Source organism: Pseudoalteromonas sp. Isolate6 (assembly GCF_022398435.1).
GTDB classification, from domain to species: domain Bacteria; phylum Pseudomonadota; class Gammaproteobacteria; order Enterobacterales; family Alteromonadaceae; genus Pseudoalteromonas; species Pseudoalteromonas galatheae.
This window is the reverse complement of record NZ_JAKEVK010000010.1, coordinates 14,605-30,028: the sequence shown is the minus strand read 5'-3', so window position 1 is coordinate 30,028 and position 15,424 is coordinate 14,605. Positions and strand designations below refer to the sequence as shown.

At 43.1% G+C, this 15,424-nt stretch carries 18 protein-coding genes; 10 read left to right on the top strand and 8 right to left on the bottom strand.

What is annotated here, in order from left to right; translation table 11 throughout:
• Nucleotides 1–1,485 carry an exopolyphosphatase gene (locus L1D50_RS02675; RefSeq protein WP_239965455.1) on the top strand — a complete coding sequence of 495 codons (1,485 nt, stop codon included), beginning with the start codon at nt 1–3 and terminating at the stop codon, nt 1,483–1,485.
• Between the two features lie 95 nt (nt 1,486–1,580).
• On the opposite strand, the gene L1D50_RS02670 is transcribed toward L1D50_RS02675, so the two are convergent.
• Nucleotides 1,581–2,858 (bottom strand): HDOD domain-containing protein, encoded by a 1,278-nt coding sequence (locus tag L1D50_RS02670; RefSeq protein WP_239965454.1) that lies wholly within the window; start codon nt 2,856–2,858, stop codon nt 1,581–1,583.
• A 209-nt stretch (nt 2,859–3,067) separates the two neighbouring features.
• On the opposite strand from L1D50_RS02670, the gene L1D50_RS02665 reads away from it, so the two are divergent.
• Both L1D50_RS02665 and L1D50_RS02660 read left to right on the top strand, forming a co-directional pair.
• Nucleotides 3,068–3,805 carry a transporter substrate-binding domain-containing protein gene (locus L1D50_RS02665; protein WP_128727673.1) on the top strand — a complete coding sequence of 246 codons (738 nt, stop codon included), beginning with the start codon at nt 3,068–3,070 and terminating at the stop codon, nt 3,803–3,805.
• A 107-nt stretch (nt 3,806–3,912) separates the two neighbouring features.
• On the top strand, nt 3,913–4,482 hold the full coding sequence (locus tag L1D50_RS02660) for an alkylphosphonate utilization protein (RefSeq protein ID WP_239965453.1): 570 nt from the start codon (nt 3,913–3,915) through the stop codon (nt 4,480–4,482).
• On the opposite strand, the gene L1D50_RS23525 is transcribed toward L1D50_RS02660, so the two are convergent.
• Entirely contained in the window at nt 4,443–4,694 is a 252-nt protein-coding gene (locus L1D50_RS23525) for a hypothetical protein (RefSeq protein WP_345773967.1), read from the bottom strand. The two genes, L1D50_RS02660 and L1D50_RS23525, sit on opposite strands and share 40 nt — an antisense overlap.
• Nucleotides 4,695–4,831: 137 nt before the next feature.
• The gene (gene rlmJ / locus L1D50_RS02655) at nt 4,832–5,674 is read right to left on the bottom strand and encodes a 23S rRNA (adenine(2030)-N(6))-methyltransferase RlmJ (protein ID WP_239965452.1); all 843 of its coding nucleotides are present in this window, start codon (nt 5,672–5,674) and stop codon (nt 4,832–4,834) included.
• 234 nt (nt 5,675–5,908) lie between these two features.
• On the opposite strand from rlmJ, the gene L1D50_RS02650 reads away from it, so the two are divergent.
• From L1D50_RS02650 to L1D50_RS02620, 7 genes are all read left to right on the top strand, one after another.
• Nucleotides 5,909–6,136 (top strand): hypothetical protein, encoded by a 228-nt coding sequence (locus L1D50_RS02650; RefSeq protein ID WP_045964864.1) that lies wholly within the window; start codon nt 5,909–5,911, stop codon nt 6,134–6,136.
• A complete protein-coding gene (locus tag L1D50_RS02645; RefSeq protein WP_128727669.1) occupies nt 6,136–6,420 on the top strand; it encodes a cell division protein ZapA in 285 nt (94 codons plus the stop codon). Before L1D50_RS02650 ends, L1D50_RS02645 begins: the two co-directional genes overlap by 1 nt.
• Nucleotides 6,420–7,400 carry a hypothetical protein gene (locus tag L1D50_RS02640; protein ID WP_239965450.1) on the top strand — a complete coding sequence of 327 codons (981 nt, stop codon included), beginning with the start codon at nt 6,420–6,422 and terminating at the stop codon, nt 7,398–7,400. Before L1D50_RS02645 ends, L1D50_RS02640 begins: the two co-directional genes overlap by 1 nt.
• 108 nt (nt 7,401–7,508) lie before the next feature.
• Nucleotides 7,509–8,924 carry a LysM peptidoglycan-binding domain-containing protein gene (locus L1D50_RS02635; RefSeq protein ID WP_128727667.1) on the top strand — a complete coding sequence of 472 codons (1,416 nt, stop codon included), beginning with the start codon at nt 7,509–7,511 and terminating at the stop codon, nt 8,922–8,924.
• A gap of 101 nt (nt 8,925–9,025) precedes the next feature.
• Complete coding sequence (locus L1D50_RS02630; protein WP_138523681.1) at nt 9,026–9,514, top strand: peptidylprolyl isomerase; 489 nt, start codon at nt 9,026–9,028, stop codon at nt 9,512–9,514.
• Nucleotides 9,515–9,516: 2 nt separating this feature from the next.
• Entirely contained in the window at nt 9,517–10,245 is a 729-nt protein-coding gene (locus L1D50_RS02625; protein ID WP_239965465.1) for an SDR family oxidoreductase, read from the top strand.
• 14 nt (nt 10,246–10,259) lie between these two features.
• Entirely contained in the window at nt 10,260–11,093 is an 834-nt protein-coding gene (locus L1D50_RS02620; protein ID WP_128727665.1) for an amidohydrolase family protein, read from the top strand.
• On the opposite strand, the gene L1D50_RS02615 is transcribed toward L1D50_RS02620, so the two are convergent.
• The 5 genes from L1D50_RS02615 to L1D50_RS02595 all read right to left on the bottom strand — a co-directional run bounded on the left by L1D50_RS02615 (nt 11,088) and on the right by L1D50_RS02595 (nt 15,312).
• Nucleotides 11,088–11,858 (bottom strand): YggN family protein, encoded by a 771-nt coding sequence (locus tag L1D50_RS02615; RefSeq protein ID WP_239965448.1) that lies wholly within the window; start codon nt 11,856–11,858, stop codon nt 11,088–11,090. The two genes, L1D50_RS02620 and L1D50_RS02615, sit on opposite strands and share 6 nt — an antisense overlap.
• 179 nt (nt 11,859–12,037) lie before the next feature.
• Nucleotides 12,038–12,541, bottom strand: coding sequence for a DUF1566 domain-containing protein (locus L1D50_RS02610; RefSeq protein WP_239965446.1), 504 nt, complete (start codon nt 12,539–12,541; stop codon nt 12,038–12,040).
• Between the two features lie 10 nt (nt 12,542–12,551).
• A complete protein-coding gene (locus L1D50_RS02605) occupies nt 12,552–14,237 on the bottom strand; it encodes a DUF1566 domain-containing protein (RefSeq protein WP_239965444.1) in 1,686 nt (561 codons plus the stop codon).
• Between the two features lie 15 nt (nt 14,238–14,252).
• Nucleotides 14,253–14,585, bottom strand: coding sequence for a hypothetical protein (locus tag L1D50_RS02600; RefSeq protein ID WP_102057579.1), 333 nt, complete (start codon nt 14,583–14,585; stop codon nt 14,253–14,255).
• A 22-nt stretch (nt 14,586–14,607) separates the two neighbouring features.
• Nucleotides 14,608–15,312 carry a DUF2982 domain-containing protein gene (locus L1D50_RS02595; RefSeq protein WP_128727661.1) on the bottom strand — a complete coding sequence of 235 codons (705 nt, stop codon included), beginning with the start codon at nt 15,310–15,312 and terminating at the stop codon, nt 14,608–14,610.
• Between the last annotated feature and the right edge of the window lie 112 nt (nt 15,313–15,424).

The window sequence follows — 15,424 nt, the reverse complement described above, 5'->3', positions numbered from 1 at the left end:
ATGCGCGACTACCCTTCTATTGCCGCAGTGGACTTAGGTTCAAATAGTTTTCACCTTGTTGTAGCAAGAGAAGTAGATGGTCGCCTTCAACTCCTCCATAAAGAAAAACAACGTGTTTACTTGGCCGCGGGCCTTGATGACGATTTTAATTTAAGTGATGACGCGATCGCCAGAGCATTGGATACCCTCTCACAATTTGCGACGACACTACATGATTTTCCGAAAGAGTCCGTGCAAGTAGTGGCAACCTATACACTGCGAAATTGCAAAAACCTTAATTATTTTCTCGCTAAGGCAAAACAAGTTTTTCCATATCCAATCAATGTGATTTCAGGCCAAGAAGAAGCTCGTCTTATTTACCAAGGGGTCGCCAACCATGAACATGATAGTCACAACCGTTTGGTTATCGACATCGGTGGAGGCAGCACCGAGTTGGTTATTGGTCAGCACCTTACACACAAGCTGTTAAGTAGTCGCAATGTGGGCTGCGTGACCATGCAAAAAGCCTACTTTGCTGATGGCAAGCTATCTACAAAGCGATTCAAAAAAGCAGAAATAAAAGCAGAGCAACAAATTGAGAGTATTACCGCGAGCTACTTACGACTCGGCTGGAATACCGTTATCGGTACTTCTGGTACTATTAAGGCGATTGCGGCCATGGCTCACGAGCTCACTGAAGCCGATGAAATTACCCTGCCGATTTTGGAGCAAATTAAACAGTTATTTATTGATGCTGAGCACATAGACGACGTCTCCTTAAAAGCACTACCAGAGGAACGAAAAACCAGTATCGCTGGCGGCCTTGCCGTACTGATAGCACTGTTTAGGCAGTTAGGACTTGAGCGCATGCGCCTTAGTGAATATGCATTGCGAGAAGGGTTATTGTTTGAAATGCATCAAACCGACGAGTTTGATATTCGTACCCGCACAATTAACACGTTCAGCGATCACTATAATATTGATAAGCAACATGCCGAGAATATTTGTGAAACCATCAAACTTTTTACCACTCAGCTAAAAGAGCACTGGCAACTATCCTCTTATGATGTCGAAATGTTATGTTGGGCAGCAAAACTCCACGAAGTTGGGCTCGCCATTAACTCTTCCGGCATGCATAAACACGGCGCTTATATTGTCAGGCACAGTCAACTTCCAGGCTTTACCCAAGCCCAGCAATTAAGGCTAAGTGCACTTGTACGCTTTTATCGAAAAAAGATAAAAATGCCAGAGTTAACGGAGTTAATCGATACAGATCTAACCCACTTTAACCGTGTTTTGGCGGTGTTTCGTCTCAGCGTTTTAGTGAACCAAAAACGCCAACAGGATCAACTTCCCGAATTAAGTATTACAGCTGTTGATAACGCCTTGATACTTCACATCGCAACTGAGTGGCTAGAGTCACACTCGCTGTTTCAAGCAGATTTAGAGCAAGAACAAAACTATTTAAAAACAATAGGTATTCAGTTTAACCTGAGCTTTGGATAAATAATATTAATACCGTTAGCGCTGAAATAGGCTACTAATCGGCGTTAAGTATCCGCAGTTCAGGTTACTTACCTTTTCACTTTGTAAGACCAGAATTACTGTTCATCACCAGCCACAATAGAGAGGATTTGATCTGCGTAGGCTCGACTAGAAAGCGCCATATCATAGAGATAATTGGTCGGTGTTGCAGGTCGAATAGCTTGCAAAATAAGCTCGGCCTCTTGCCAGTCATTACGCTCAATCTCGAACGCCAAACGTAGTGCTCCACCAAGTAAACCTTGGTAACTCAACAAAGCACTGGAAAGCGAACCATCAAGAGAAAATTCCGCTGCAATAACAGAAAGCTCAACATCAAGTATCACATCAAGGATAGACATCAAGCCAAGCAAATAGCCAGTTTCTGCCATTTCCTCGCCCCCAGGCATCAAGAATGTTTCCACAAACTTAGCACGGGTTAATCCCATTCTTGTCAGCTCACTGGGTTTGTCAGAACCCAATTCGCTCAGCGCGAGTACTTTAACAAACTGCCTAATTGCGTCTTCACCTAAATACACAACTGCCTGGGAAATAGATTTAATTTCTAACTTGTCTTCACCAGCTTTAGCGTTCGCAAGCTTTAATAATCGTGCTGTTAAACTTAGATCTTTACTTACTCTTGTTTGTATTTCTTTAAAACATAAAGACTTTCTGGCTGTAGCTTGTAGCAGCTGAAATACCACCATTTTCGACGGTTCCACATTGCCATGATTTAGCATTTCAGGTTTGGCGAAAAAGAAGCCTTGGAAAAAGTCTGCTCCAGAGGATTTGATGATCTCGAACTCTTCTTTCGTTTCGATACGTTCAACAATAACCTTAATATCTGGATACTGGCGCTTGAGCTTTTTTACCGTCATATTGGTTTTTATAATTGGCTGCTCAACTTCAATTTTGACGAATTCCATGAGTGGCAGCAATGGATCCCACTTTGACGTACCGTCGTAGTCATCTAGCGCAAATCGGTAACCTTTTTCTGTTAACTTAGTCACCATATGCACCAAAGACGGTATGTCTTTAGAACGCTCAACAATTTCCACCACAATTTTTAGCGGTGCTAACAAGCTAGGCAGTTCTTGCAGTAGCGACTCGTCGGATAGGTTTATAAAGGCAAGCTGCCCAGCAGCCAAACGGTCTACACCAATAAACATTAGAGAGTTAAAAAACATTCGCCCGGTCGCTTGCCCATCACTTACCCCAACCGGAAAAGCATTGTTGTCTGAATCTCTATAGAGCAGCTCATAGGCAAAGACTTCTTGATCTGGCCGCAAAATGGCCTGTCGCGCAATATACTGCACTGCTGATTTACGTACTTCAGTCACCGGACCACTCATTAACATTCGTATCCTTTATAAGGTAAAAGGAAACCACGTACCAAGGAGCGTATAATATGGTAACGCCCCGAGCAATAAAAAAGTTTCGCTATTTTACAACACTTATAACCAAAAGTTACTAACTTAGTAAACTAACTCCTTATAAAGAATAGGCTTTTAATTCACAGAACGCCAGTAGCTTGCCTGTCTAAGAAAAGTTAAGCTAAGATGGTTTCATGAAGCAAGTTTTAATAGTCTGGTTACTCGCCTTTGCTGGTTTTGCTAAGGCAGAAAAAGCCCCCTACTTAAAGTACAGTTTAAGTGGCTCGGGAAGCTTTTACCCTTATTTTACTCACAACGAAGATGCACCGGGGATCTTGCCTGAAATGGTGGAAGCCATTTTGGTAAAGGCAAACATCAAAGGCGAAAACTTACTTCTCCCAGCTAAGCGTACTAACTTTTATTTAGAAAAGCAGCAAATTGATTTTGATATTATCAGCCCAGATTGGTTGAACGAACAGCAAAAGCAAGATGATAGATTTATTTATTCAGACCCCATTCTACCTATTAAAGAGTATGTTGTTACTCGTCAGTCTCAACCACCGGTATTAACCCTATCAGGTATCGAAGTTGGTACAGTGAGAGGCTACTACTACCATGATGATCAAATATTCGAGCGGGTTGATTTCGCATCCGAGAAAGAACTACTGCAGGCACTAAACTTACGCCGAATTGAACATATTATCATTGGTGATTTACCCGCATTATATTGGTCAGAACAACTTGGTATTACTTTTAGCTTCAACCAGCTACATTCAGAAGGGATGTTGCAGCTACGCCTGTTAGCTAAGCACCAAGGATTACTTAAGCGGATAAATCAAGCTATCACACAACTTAAGCACTCTGGTGAAATTGAAAAAATAGAACAGCAGTATATATCACAACTACCTATACACGCTAAAGGTGGCAGATAACCTCAGCTCTAGACACAGATCAAGTTATATCCATAAATCCTTCCCGTAAATTGAGCACCAACGGACGCATTTGGTATAATACCGCTTTTACAGCTTGGGAAATCATTATGACTATCGCTGCCGCGCTTGCTGAGCGCAGTAACAATCAATGTGAGCTATGTACCTCAACAGATGGTCTCGAAGTATACGAAGTACCACCAGTCGCCGAGGCGCATTCTGACAAATGTGTTTATCTTTGTAGCCAGTGCAAACCACAGGTTGAAGGTCAACAGGATATCGAAGCCAACCATTGGCACTGTTTAAACGATAGTATGTGGAGCCAAGTTCCTGCTGTTCAGGTTGTTGCCTACCGTATGCTTAAGCGCCTTGCGCCGGATAATGGCTGGGCTCAAGATGCATTAGACATGCTATATCTTGAAGATGAGACTCGAGCATGGGCTGATCAAGTACTTGCAGAGGATGAAGACCTTGTTCATTTAGACAATAACGGGGTGAAACTGAGTGCTGGTGACACAGTGACTTTGATTAAAGACTTGGATGTGAAAGGTAGTAGCCTAGTTGCAAAACGCGGCACTGCGGTACGTAACATTCGCCTTTCGCCTTCAAACCCAGAGCATATTGAAGGCCGTGTGGAAGGTCAAAACATCGTTATTTTAACGAAGTTTGTTAAAAAATAACTAGCGCAAGCTAACACGCCCCAAGATAAACTGCTAAGCCTCTTCAAGATCTTATCGACTAGGGCCTGTTGATCTTTGCTGTTTGATTTTTGTTCTCCTGAGTGTGTTTTGGTCGCGACGCTCGACTTGCCGCCTAGTAATCTAGGCAAAAGTTGAGCAACAATGAACAAAGCGCACTCAGGTGAACCCAAAGGGCAGCGCTTGATTAGCATTTCTACTGTGTTCTCGCCTGACTCACATAGAATAACTATGCTACGCAGGCTCTGCCTTGTACAAATACCAATCAAACTGCTGCAAAAACAAACTTGAAAGGTAAACAGGCCCTAGATAGCTTAGCAGTTTATTTTTACTATTCTTCTACTAATTGAATGCTGCGATAAAACGCACCATCATCCTCAGCCAGTAACGAAACCAGCTCTGGCAACACTTTATCCATGGTTTTCTTTAAGGTCCAAGGCGGATTGATCACTATCATTCCAGAAGCCGTCATGCCTCGCTCTTGAGTATCTGCGCGGGTAGCAAGTTCAAACACTTGAATATTACGTATTCCAGATTCAATCAGGCTCGACTCCATGGCATCAATACGTTCACGGTCAACAACGGGATACCAGATCATATAGACGCCGGAATCAAACTTTTTGTGCGCTTTTATGATGCTTTTGACCGCAACATCATAATCGGATTTGATCTCATAAGGAGGGTCCATTAGCACGCAGGCTCTACGCGAAGCTGGTGGCACCAATCCTAATAGTCCTTTAAAACCGTCACTCCCAGTGACGCGTAGTGACTTTTTATGTGCCGTATTTTGCTTTAACAGCTCTAGATCTTTTGGGTGTAGTTCAAAAAACCAGCCATTATCTTGACGGCGTAAGAAATGCTCCGCCACCTTAGGAGAACCGGGATAATGGCTTAATTTATCATCCTCGTTAAATGACTTTATTAATGCCACATAATCGCTAATTGCCGACACGGATCCTGAATAATTCCACAGCTTAGCGATGCCTTGCAGATACTCCTGAGTTTTTTGTGCATCACTGCTCGCTAGCTCAAAAAAACCAGCGCCAGAGTGCGTATCCACGTAATCATATGGCTTATCTTTTTTAGCCATGTATGACAAAGCTTCTGCCAATACTAAATGTTTGATCACATCGGCAGGGTTTCCTGCATGAAAAGAATGTCGGTAACTGAGCATAACCCCGCCTTGATAAAAATAATAACAACACAGGTGAAATAAACCTGAGCTAAATTTGAGCAATGATTCATCAATTTTTAACTTTAGACTGAATCACTTCTGAACAAAATATTCCAATATCGGCATTATCTCTTAAAAGTTGAGAAAAATCAGCAGAAAGTCGCGTAAACACTAGCATCCTTAGCCGCTTTGTTTTACATTTGCATGACAAATCACAGTCATATGAGCGCATTAATGAATAACCAAGATCTCCAAAAACTCGACCAGTTGATTGACCAACTTTTGAGCCAAAATAACCAATTAAAAACGGAAGTTTCGGCACTGAAAGAACAAAATCAAAAACTCATCGATGAAAATGAAACCCTACAGCTTGAAATGCTAGAAAGCGAAGAAAAGCAAAAAGAATTTAGTTCATCTTTGTCTGGCCTACTTGATAAGTTGCAAACACAACAGGCTAGCTAATGTCTGAGCAGAATAACCAAGTGACAGTGACGTTACTTGGCAAGTCACATCAATTTGCATGTGCGCCAGATCAAGAAGAAGCGCTGCATAGTGCCGTAGCGCTTTTAGACCGACGGGTAGAAGAAATGCGTAAACGCTCAACCGTTCGCAATGATCACAATGCATTACTACTCGCAGCCCTACACCTTTGTCATGATTTACAAGCATTGGAAGCAAAGCAACAGCAAGACGCAGAGTTCGTTTCCACGCTCATCGACAAGTTAGTGCTGCCAGCAGGCGAATAATGCCTAAATACTGGAGCAAAACTATCTTACGTAGCACCTCTCTAATTTGGGCTATTATTTTAATGGCGGTGAGTTTTCAAAGTATCGCCGCCAGCTTAAACCAGTTCCACAAAGTCAATGATGCGGTTTATTTTATCCAAGGAAAAAATCGTGCTTTGCAGCCTAACCAAGCTCTTATTATTGGCAAGCAGTGTGCGCTACTGGCATCCATACATGGCGACCTTGTCACCTCTGAAGCCTTAATTATTGAACTAAAAAAGCGTCTAACTGTTCCTCTTTGTTACGTAGTGTCTTTGCATTCAGATATCAAACAAGACACCAGCGTTGTGTTACTCAAACATGCTTATCCCAATATGCAATGGCTAAGCCCAACGGCAATATCAGCTACCGAATTGAAGGCAGCCTTTCACTCACAACTTGAGCTTTTTGGCCAAAGCGTAGCGTTAAGTGACAAGCGAATCACATCTCTTGAGGCAAGTGAACAACCAAAGTGGCAAGCTAAACTTACATTGGCAAAAAGCAGGATTGCAACATGGTCCAAGCTCGCCTCACAAGCCCCATCGAGTAAAGCCATAGGTAACGCTCCTAAAGCTGTGGAGCTAGGAGGTTTGGTGGTTGAGCTTACTCAAGTCACGGGATTTAGCGGTCATGACATCAGTGTTTACCTGCCAAAATACCGGGGGTTGATAGCAGGTTATAGCGTGGATCAGATCCCACTTGCGCATTTACCGCATACTACACAGTGGCAGCAAGCGATTACTCACTTTAATCGCTATGCACTTGATTGGATATTACCCGCAACAGGAAAACCCTATCGATCAGAAATGCTGCTCACTCCAGCACAATTTTTGGCTTTATTAGAGTTACAAGACACTCAGCAAGTGGTTGAAAAAATAAGTATTCTATATCCAGATAAACACATGCAGCAACGCGCATTATTACAGTGGCAACACTTTCAGCAGCAAAGAAGTTTTGAATAAAACTTAACCTCTCGGTATAGTTAAGGGATGAACAGAGTATTAATACAACTGAGTGGGTTAATATTATTAGCTATGCTCGCTGGTTGTAAAAGCAGCAGCAGTCCACAGGTGAGCAGGCAAGCCATTTTGTCGGCTCTCACTCAAGTGCCCGCAGAAAAACCAGTCTCGCCTCCCGCTTTAGTCAAGGCAAAGCCATCCAAAGTCACTACCGTTAAAGCCCCTCTCAGAGACGATGATTTATGGCAACACATACGCCAAAAGCTCAGTTTTAATACTACATCCCACCCAAGGCTAAATAAGCGCATAAAATGGTATTTATCACAGCCTAATTACCTCAATGTGGTAAATAGGCGTGCCGCCCCTTATTTTTATCACGTAGTAAAAAAGGTCGAGCGAAAAGGCCTTCCAATTGAAATCGCATTGCTCCCATTTGTCGAAAGCGACTTTAGGCCAAAAGCCAAATCGCAACAAAATGCGGTGGGAGTTTGGCAGCTTGTGGATGCCACTGCCTACCATTTCGGCATAAAGAAAGACGAATGGTATGACGGTCGACAGGATGTGTTAGCATCGACCGACGCTGCGCTTGATTATTTACTGTATTTGCATGAACGCTTTGATGGCGACTGGCTACATGCGCTTGCGGCCTACAATAGCGGTGAAGGGCGAGTCAAAAAAGCCATCGCAAAAAATAGAAAAGCAGGAAAGTCGACCCACTTTTGGCATTTAACATTACCAAAAGAAACCGCTGACTACGTACCTAAACTCTTAGCACTCAGCCACTTACTAAAAACCTCACCCAGGGGTTTTAAAATACCAAGTTTGCCCAACAAAGCCACTACGTCGATACTTGATATTGGGCAGCAATTTGACGTCAACCAACTGGCTAAACTCAGTGGTATCAAAAAGCGTCAACTATACGCACTCAATCAAGGGATCTTAAAACATAGAAGCTCTCCAAACGGGCCGCACAAAGTGTTATTACCATTATCCGAGCAAGCATTATTGAAAAGTGCATTTTTCAGGGAAAACTTCAGCCAAGGCTACACTGTCAAAGCTAATGACACACTCTACCGCATCGCATTAAATGCGGGGATGAGCGTAAATGCACTAAAAGCACTAAACAATAAGACTTCCGATTTAATCCGAGTCGGTGAAAAGCTATTAGTATCAGAGAGTAATGAGCAATTAGATTTACTCGTCGACTACGACGTAAGCCCTTATATTCAAGAAATAAAAGCTAAACCCATACCTCAAGTGGAACATCACCACACCATAAAACAAGGTGAGTCATTGTGGACTATCAGCCGTCACTACAAGGTCGCGGTAAAAGACTTATTAAATTGGAATTCACTCACTGCACAAACCCTATTAAAACCAGGCAAGGTACTAATGGTGTTTTTACCGGCACCCGCCGCGCCAAAAAGCAATAAGACTCATCCAGCTAGTTCATCCATCTCTAGCGTTGAAGCTATCCAATCCATACTGCGCTATGGCAAGCCAAAACAAAGTGAAAGCCCAAATTAATTGGATAGGCTTGCGTCCAAGAAGCGCACTCACGTAAACTACACGCTTTACAGGTGGATGCTAAATGGCATCACCGAATACTATTTATTTAAGGTTTACTTATGCAAATTGCAAAGAATACAGTGGTAGAGTTTCACTACACACTTCACGAAGGTGACAGCCAAATTGAGTCAAGCAAAGAAGGCGAGCCACTAAACTACCTGCACGGCACTGAAGGCATGCTACCAGGTCTTGAAAGTGAACTTGAAGGTAAAACCGGTGGCGATAGCTTTACGGTAACTCTAACGCCAGAGCAAGCCTATGGTGAATATCAAGAAGGTTTAGTACAGCGTATTCCTATTAAGCACCTTCAAGGTCTTGGTGACAGCAAAGTTTGGAAGCCAGGCATGACTGCTATTGTCGATTCAAACCAAGGTCGTCATCAAGTAAAGGTAGTAAAAGTAGGACGCTTCAATGCCGATTGTGACTTAAACCACCCATTTGCAGGCAAAACATTAACCTTTAATGTTGAGATCCTTTCTGTACGCGAAGCAACTGCAGAAGAAATTTCACATGGTCACGTGCATGCTGCTGGCGGCTGCGGACACTAATGATGAATAAAGTTGCCATCGTTACCGGCGGCAGCTTTGGCATTGGCGCCGCCATTGTCAACAAGCTGCTATCGCAACAGTACACTGTTTATAACCTCGATATTCAGCCCAGTAAACAAGGCATTTTTCGTCATTGCGACGTCAGCAAAGTCGCCGACGTAAAAGCAACAATTGCAGATATTGTCTCAGAGGCAGAGCAAATAGATGCGCTTGTTTCAAACGCGGGGAAACATCTGAGTGCAACAATCGAAGATACCGACGAAGCCACACTCGACGCCCTTTTTGCATTGAATGTCAAAGGTGCTTACGCTGCCATTCAAGCCGTATTACCAAGCATGAAATCACAAGGTAGCGGTAGCATTGTATTGATGTCTTCGGATCAGGCAGTTATTGGTAAACCTAACTCCTTCGCTTATAACCTGTCTAAATGTGCGCTTGCTTCGATGGCGAAAACCACAGCATTGGATTACGCCAAATTTAACATTCGCGCGAATGCAGTATGTCCTGGCACAATTGAAACTCCGTTATTCCATCGTGCCATTGACAATTATTGCGCTCGCAGCGGCGCTGATAAAGCAGAAATCGTTGCAGAAGAAGCTCAGTTGCAGCCTTTGGGTAGATTAGGGCAACCGCAAGAGGTTGCAGCGTTGGTCGCTTTCTTACTGAGTGAGGATGCGAGTTTTATTACAGGTAGCCTACAGAGTATTGATGGTGGTTATACCGCACAGTAAAAAGGAAATACTTGATGAGCCTGAGAATTATTGATAGCCACCTACACTTTTTCGATTTAACGTTAGGACAATATTCTTGGCTCAAGCACAACCCACCCGCTTGGCCTAACCTGGAAAAAATAAGACAGAACCATAGCCTCACTAGTCTACCCCAACATTCACAGTTTACACTCGAAGCCTTAGTCCATATGGAAGCTGGCTTTGATAATCAACACCCCATCAACGAGTTACACTGGTTAAATCAAGAATTAGGAAGCTTTCCTTTTAAAGCCGTGGGTTACGCACCAATTAACGCTACGCCTGAGCAATTTAGCGCTGCCATAACGGGTTTAACACACCCTCATCTCGTGGCGATAAGAGACATCACCGAGGGCAGTGACAGCCAACGTTTATCCGCACCTTTCGTGCACGAAAATCTCACCTATCTTGCCGAGCATGGACTACACTTTGAGGCGCAATTAGAATTTAAGCAAAGCGAAAAAGTCGACCTTTTATTACGACTTGCCGAGCAAGAGGCTGACCTTAAAATCGTATTTAACCATGCGGGGTTTATTGACGCCACCAGCCCTTGTACAGATATATTAAGGCGCATTGGAGCGCTTAACAACGTCATGATCAAGTGCTCTGGCCTCGAAATGTTAGCAAGCCCACTAACGCTCTCTGAGTGGCTTACTCATTTAATTACACATGCTGGAGAAGAGAGCCTAATGCTGGGTTCAAATTATCCAGTTTCTCTTATGCAAAAAAGCTATTGGCAAATATGGCAGGGTTTTTTAGACGTGATAGGTATATCGTCAACTTGGCATAAGCTCAGCCGAGACAATGCAAAAAGTTGTTATGGATTATGAGCGGATCTGGACAAGATCGTAAGCAACTAGCTCAGGTACTATGCGCTGCAGTTTTTCTTCCGTTTGATCTAAGGTGTTTAAGCACTCGCAATATTCCGCCGCTTTCTCTTCTAATTGATGGGCTTTTTTCTGCAGGGATTTATCTATCTCTTTCGAAATAATCTCCATCCGTTGTCCCATATCGTTAATACGGTCTTCGATATTCCCTTCGCGAGATTTAAACGCATCCCCCAAAGAGACTAAAATGGAGCCCAACGAACCATGAACAGCAGAGTGAATTTTTTGGCTGATCTCTTTAGTAAAAAAATCATCAATTTTAGAAAGTGACTGTGGTGCGATAAAAAAGAAATCATCTCCACGCTTAAACTTATCCATCAACGCACGTTCAACGTATTGCAACTGCGTTTTGAGCACTTCAGGTTCTTTGTCAGACATCCCCTCAACCACTTGCTCAATCGCACTCAACCCAAGGTTTACGCCATCGGTCGCCAGATTAACCAGCTCAGGAACGGTATCCCGTATTCCTATAGAATACTCGCGCACAACTTTCTCCCCTTCCTGATCTAACTCAATCCAGCGGCCTAAAATAAAAAGCTGACTATCATTGTTGATTTGAATTCGGGTTTGACCATCATCAACGATACGAATTTCGTTATCCGTAATGATGAGGCCGTGACCAAGTTCAACATCGCACTTATTTTTAGCGTGTACAGGAGACGTCAATACAGCACAAAACAAGGCTATCGCGCTGAGTAATCGATTCATATGGCCTCCTATATGCAGAATGTAAGACGGGAAAAAGGGATGCTTCAGGAGAGTACCAAAAGATCAAACAATCCCAAAGCCATTTTAGACAGATGAAAGTAACAAGCTATGTCTGGCTGGTAATATTAGAGATCCATACGCATGAAGATCAAAAGCAGTAGCAATACTACTAATAAGGTCTATTGGTAGTACCTCACTAACCTGACAAAAGCATCCGCAGTTTTAATGGTTGGATTATTTTTACCATCAGCAAACTGATACACCCAAGCGAACTGAGGTTGCCCTGCTTGGGTTGTTGCAGACCAGTAATTATTACTTTTGGTCGTTGGAAATATCGTTATATTTATCGCTGGAGTGACGCATTCATGGTACACAATACTAGCAAGCTCTTTAACGTTAGGCACTTGCCAGTCGGTAAACCCTGCAAACTGGTCTTCGTTGGCAACCACTAATGCCTGCTGCCAAGTCAGTTGCTGAGCGTTGTCTTCACAGCTTTGAGAAGTAGCGTTATAACTTTGCCCAAAGTTGCAGCGCTGCCACATTAATCCAGTTTGGCTATCAAGCACTGTGCCATTGCTATTTACCGTATAGCGACTGGTATTGGAGCCTGTACCGACGCAAGTTTGCGCTTGGCAGACAGCAGCGAGTGACGAGGTAAATAATGTAATTGCAATGATCTTCATACGACGCTCCCTAGGGGTTTCTTACTAACCTAACAAATGCGCTGCTAGACTTTTCTACGGCAAAATCATTGCCAGTATCCATGTCAATAACATAAGCCCTTCTAAGCGTGCCGCCAGTCCCATCTAAGCTTGACTGCAAAGTCCAGAAATAACGATGGCCAAGTGTGGCTGCACTAGGTAAATTAGGGAAAAACGCTTCATCTATCACCGCAGTGCCTGTACTGCCGTAATCTAATAGCCCAAGTAGTTCCATATAAGTTGGTAAGCGCCAATTGTTACCGCCACAGTAACTTTGCTCTCCAACTGCGGGGTTGTTCACCTCATCAATCAAAGCTTGAATACCACAGTGATTATCCTGTGGGCAGATCGTATTTGCTGCGGCCTGAACACTCCCCTCAGCAACCGTTCCATCTACCTCAACATACCAGGTATAACTATTTTGTGCATTGCGAGAAGAAGTATTTGGTAATGTACCTGCACTTGCTTCTTTCACTTCCCAAATAAGCCCTGTGACGTTATCACGAACACAAGCAAAGTCAGTGGCGTCATCAGGCAACTCATCTGCAAAGCGATTTAGTTTGGTGAAGTCAAACCCAGCTCGACCACTGCCCTCTTTCGCCACCTGAGTGGCAAAATAATCACGTCCACGCTGCGCATCTTGAGCCGTAAACTGCGTCATGCTACAGGTGATCACATCCGTATTGTTATAACACGTGGTTTGGCCACTGTCGTTTAGTTTGCCTAATGGCTTTTTCTCGATATCAATGCGTACTGTATCGGTAGCCGAGCGATTTTGTGAGTCAGTAACAGTGAGCTCAAATTCCACTTGCGATAAAATATTTTGATCGGGAGCATTAAAGGTTGTTGAACACCCAGTAGTAGAACTTAATGCTACCTGAGTACCCGATGTCACTTGTCGCCATAAACATTGTTTCTGGCCAGATACAGTATCGCTGTTTGAGCCATCGAGCGTTACCTCGTCAAACTCTTGCACTTGCTGATCACTTCCTGCATCTGCCACTACCACATTCGAATTCTCAAGTAACCCAAGGGTAAATTGGGTACTAGCTTGTCCACCTTCATCATCGGTAACCGTCAACTGCCAGATTGACGGCTGAGAGACAGCCAACAAGGGATGTATAAAAGACACAGTAGCCGTATTTAACCCTGTAGGCTGTATTGTCGCAGGGCCACTTACTTGCTGCCATTGATATGCAACCACTTGGCCATTTTCGTCAGGATCGGAAGAGCCAGCGCCACTTAGGACAATAGTATCTTTATATTTGGCTGGCAGTGTTTCCGGCGCTGTTTGGCTAATGCTTGGTTTAGGTAATTGATTGTTAGACTTTACCGCAACCGTTACTTGATCGCTAGCAAGGCTGCCATCAGGCGCTACATAATCAACCTGAATAAGTAAATTGACATCAGCTTTGATATCCGGCGCAACAAAAGCGGCTTGTTGCTCCGTGATTGGGAATTCACTGACGTTTGCACCAGAGATAACTTGCCAGTTAAAGGTACCGCCTGCAGGTGATGCTTGTGCATTCAAGGTAACTTCCGTTTTTTCGGTCACTTGGATATCAGCACCCGCATTAACTGATGCGCTGACTTGGCTCGGTTCATCACTCCCAGAGCCTCCGCCACAACCTGTTAAAATTAGCGCAAGTACAACCAAACTTCCCTTGAATGCATTCATATTATTCCTTATAAACTATAGATAACTTTCTTGATGTATCCGCACAAACAACTTAGTGCCAACTTTGCTATAATCTACCTTGTATTCTCGACCGTCTAACGCCTGAATAAACAACAACCGTTTCACTTCACCAAACACATCAATACTCGAAACGTGAACAACCTCTAAATAACGCTCTTTGGCTTCTCTGCGATTTCTAGGCAGCTCTTCCTTAAAAGGCACCAAACCGTTTGCAGTCACCTTGATTTTCGGGTGTGCTTCACCATTAACAATCACAAGATCTAACTTTTTCTCTTTGTGAATAATGGTATTACGCCCGCTTTTAATATAGGCCGTTTCTAAGCTCATATTGGTGTATCCTGTTACATCTTCAATAGGTGGTTTGTTCTTCTAGCAATGCTTTTACCACCTCTCTAGGGTTAAGTTTCCAGCGGTTTAACATGACTGAAAATTGCCAAATATCCCTGTCTAAGGCAGTGGCGGGGATCAGCAAGTCGTATCCCGTCACTGTCTTTAAATTATCCATCCGGTTTGCAAACATTGCCATTAAACCAGTATATTCTTTTCCCGCCTTGGAGCGAAAAATGGTTTCTTCTATCAACCATTCAGATGGGCAGTTGCCATTTTCGCAATGCATTTTAACAGCTTGTAAAAAAATATGCCGCTGCTCGATCAATAATTTACCTGCAAGCCGAGGTGTTAAATTTAATAAAAATGCATCAATATCATTAAGTTTAATACCAACTGCATTTAACTCAAGTGTTTCAACACCTTGTTGAACTTTTGGAATGCCACTAGAGTGGAAGTTTACAACGGATAGCGGCCAAGCTCCATACTTATGCACATACCTAAACTCTTGTTCTGTAAAGTGTAAACTAAAATATGGTTGCTGACTTTTAAGGAAACCAACAAAAATAGCTACTAACATAGCGCTGGCAAGAAATATTTCAACAATGGTGATAGCTGTACCACGCAAGTTGACAAACAGCATGATCACAACCAAACCAATTGCACCAACCAGCATAAATTCAATGCCATTTCTATCGGCAGTTGCACGTAGTTTTGCTTCAAGCATAGGTATACCAGACATAAAAGATGTACATGATGATCGCCCATGCGACTAATTTACGTATTGTGATGCATCGTTTACATGGATGATTGCTTTTCATAATATTTAATTTAGGTAC

Bases quoted from the DNA above. Each gene is read 5' to 3' on its own strand.
- L1D50_RS02675 (WP_239965455.1), top strand. From the start codon at position 1: ATGCGCGACTACCCTTCTATTGCCGCAGTGGACTTAGGTTCAAATAGT.
- L1D50_RS02670 (WP_239965454.1), bottom strand. From the start codon at position 2,858: ATGTTAATGAGTGGTCCGGTGACTGAAGTACGTAAATCAGCAGTGCAG.
- L1D50_RS02665 (WP_128727673.1), top strand. From the start codon at position 3,068: ATGAAGCAAGTTTTAATAGTCTGGTTACTCGCCTTTGCTGGTTTTGCT.
- L1D50_RS02660 (WP_239965453.1), top strand. From the start codon at position 3,913: ATGACTATCGCTGCCGCGCTTGCTGAGCGCAGTAACAATCAATGTGAG.
- L1D50_RS23525 (WP_345773967.1), bottom strand. From the start codon at position 4,694: ATGCTAATCAAGCGCTGCCCTTTGGGTTCACCTGAGTGCGCTTTGTTC.
- rlmJ (WP_239965452.1), bottom strand. From the start codon at position 5,674: ATGCTCAGTTACCGACATTCTTTTCATGCAGGAAACCCTGCCGATGTG.
- L1D50_RS02650 (WP_045964864.1), top strand. From the start codon at position 5,909: ATGAATAACCAAGATCTCCAAAAACTCGACCAGTTGATTGACCAACTT.
- L1D50_RS02645 (WP_128727669.1), top strand. From the start codon at position 6,136: ATGTCTGAGCAGAATAACCAAGTGACAGTGACGTTACTTGGCAAGTCA.
- L1D50_RS02640 (WP_239965450.1), top strand. From the start codon at position 6,420: ATGCCTAAATACTGGAGCAAAACTATCTTACGTAGCACCTCTCTAATT.
- L1D50_RS02630 (WP_138523681.1), top strand. From the start codon at position 9,026: ATGCAAATTGCAAAGAATACAGTGGTAGAGTTTCACTACACACTTCAC.
- L1D50_RS02625 (WP_239965465.1), top strand. From the start codon at position 9,517: ATGAATAAAGTTGCCATCGTTACCGGCGGCAGCTTTGGCATTGGCGCC.
- L1D50_RS02620 (WP_128727665.1), top strand. From the start codon at position 10,260: ATGAGCCTGAGAATTATTGATAGCCACCTACACTTTTTCGATTTAACG.
- L1D50_RS02615 (WP_239965448.1), bottom strand. From the start codon at position 11,858: ATGAATCGATTACTCAGCGCGATAGCCTTGTTTTGTGCTGTATTGACG.
- L1D50_RS02610 (WP_239965446.1), bottom strand. From the start codon at position 12,541: ATGAAGATCATTGCAATTACATTATTTACCTCGTCACTCGCTGCTGTC.
- L1D50_RS02605 (WP_239965444.1), bottom strand. From the start codon at position 14,237: ATGAATGCATTCAAGGGAAGTTTGGTTGTACTTGCGCTAATTTTAACA.
- L1D50_RS02600 (WP_102057579.1), bottom strand. From the start codon at position 14,585: ATGAGCTTAGAAACGGCCTATATTAAAAGCGGGCGTAATACCATTATT.
- L1D50_RS02595 (WP_128727661.1), bottom strand. From the start codon at position 15,312: ATGCTTGAAGCAAAACTACGTGCAACTGCCGATAGAAATGGCATTGAA.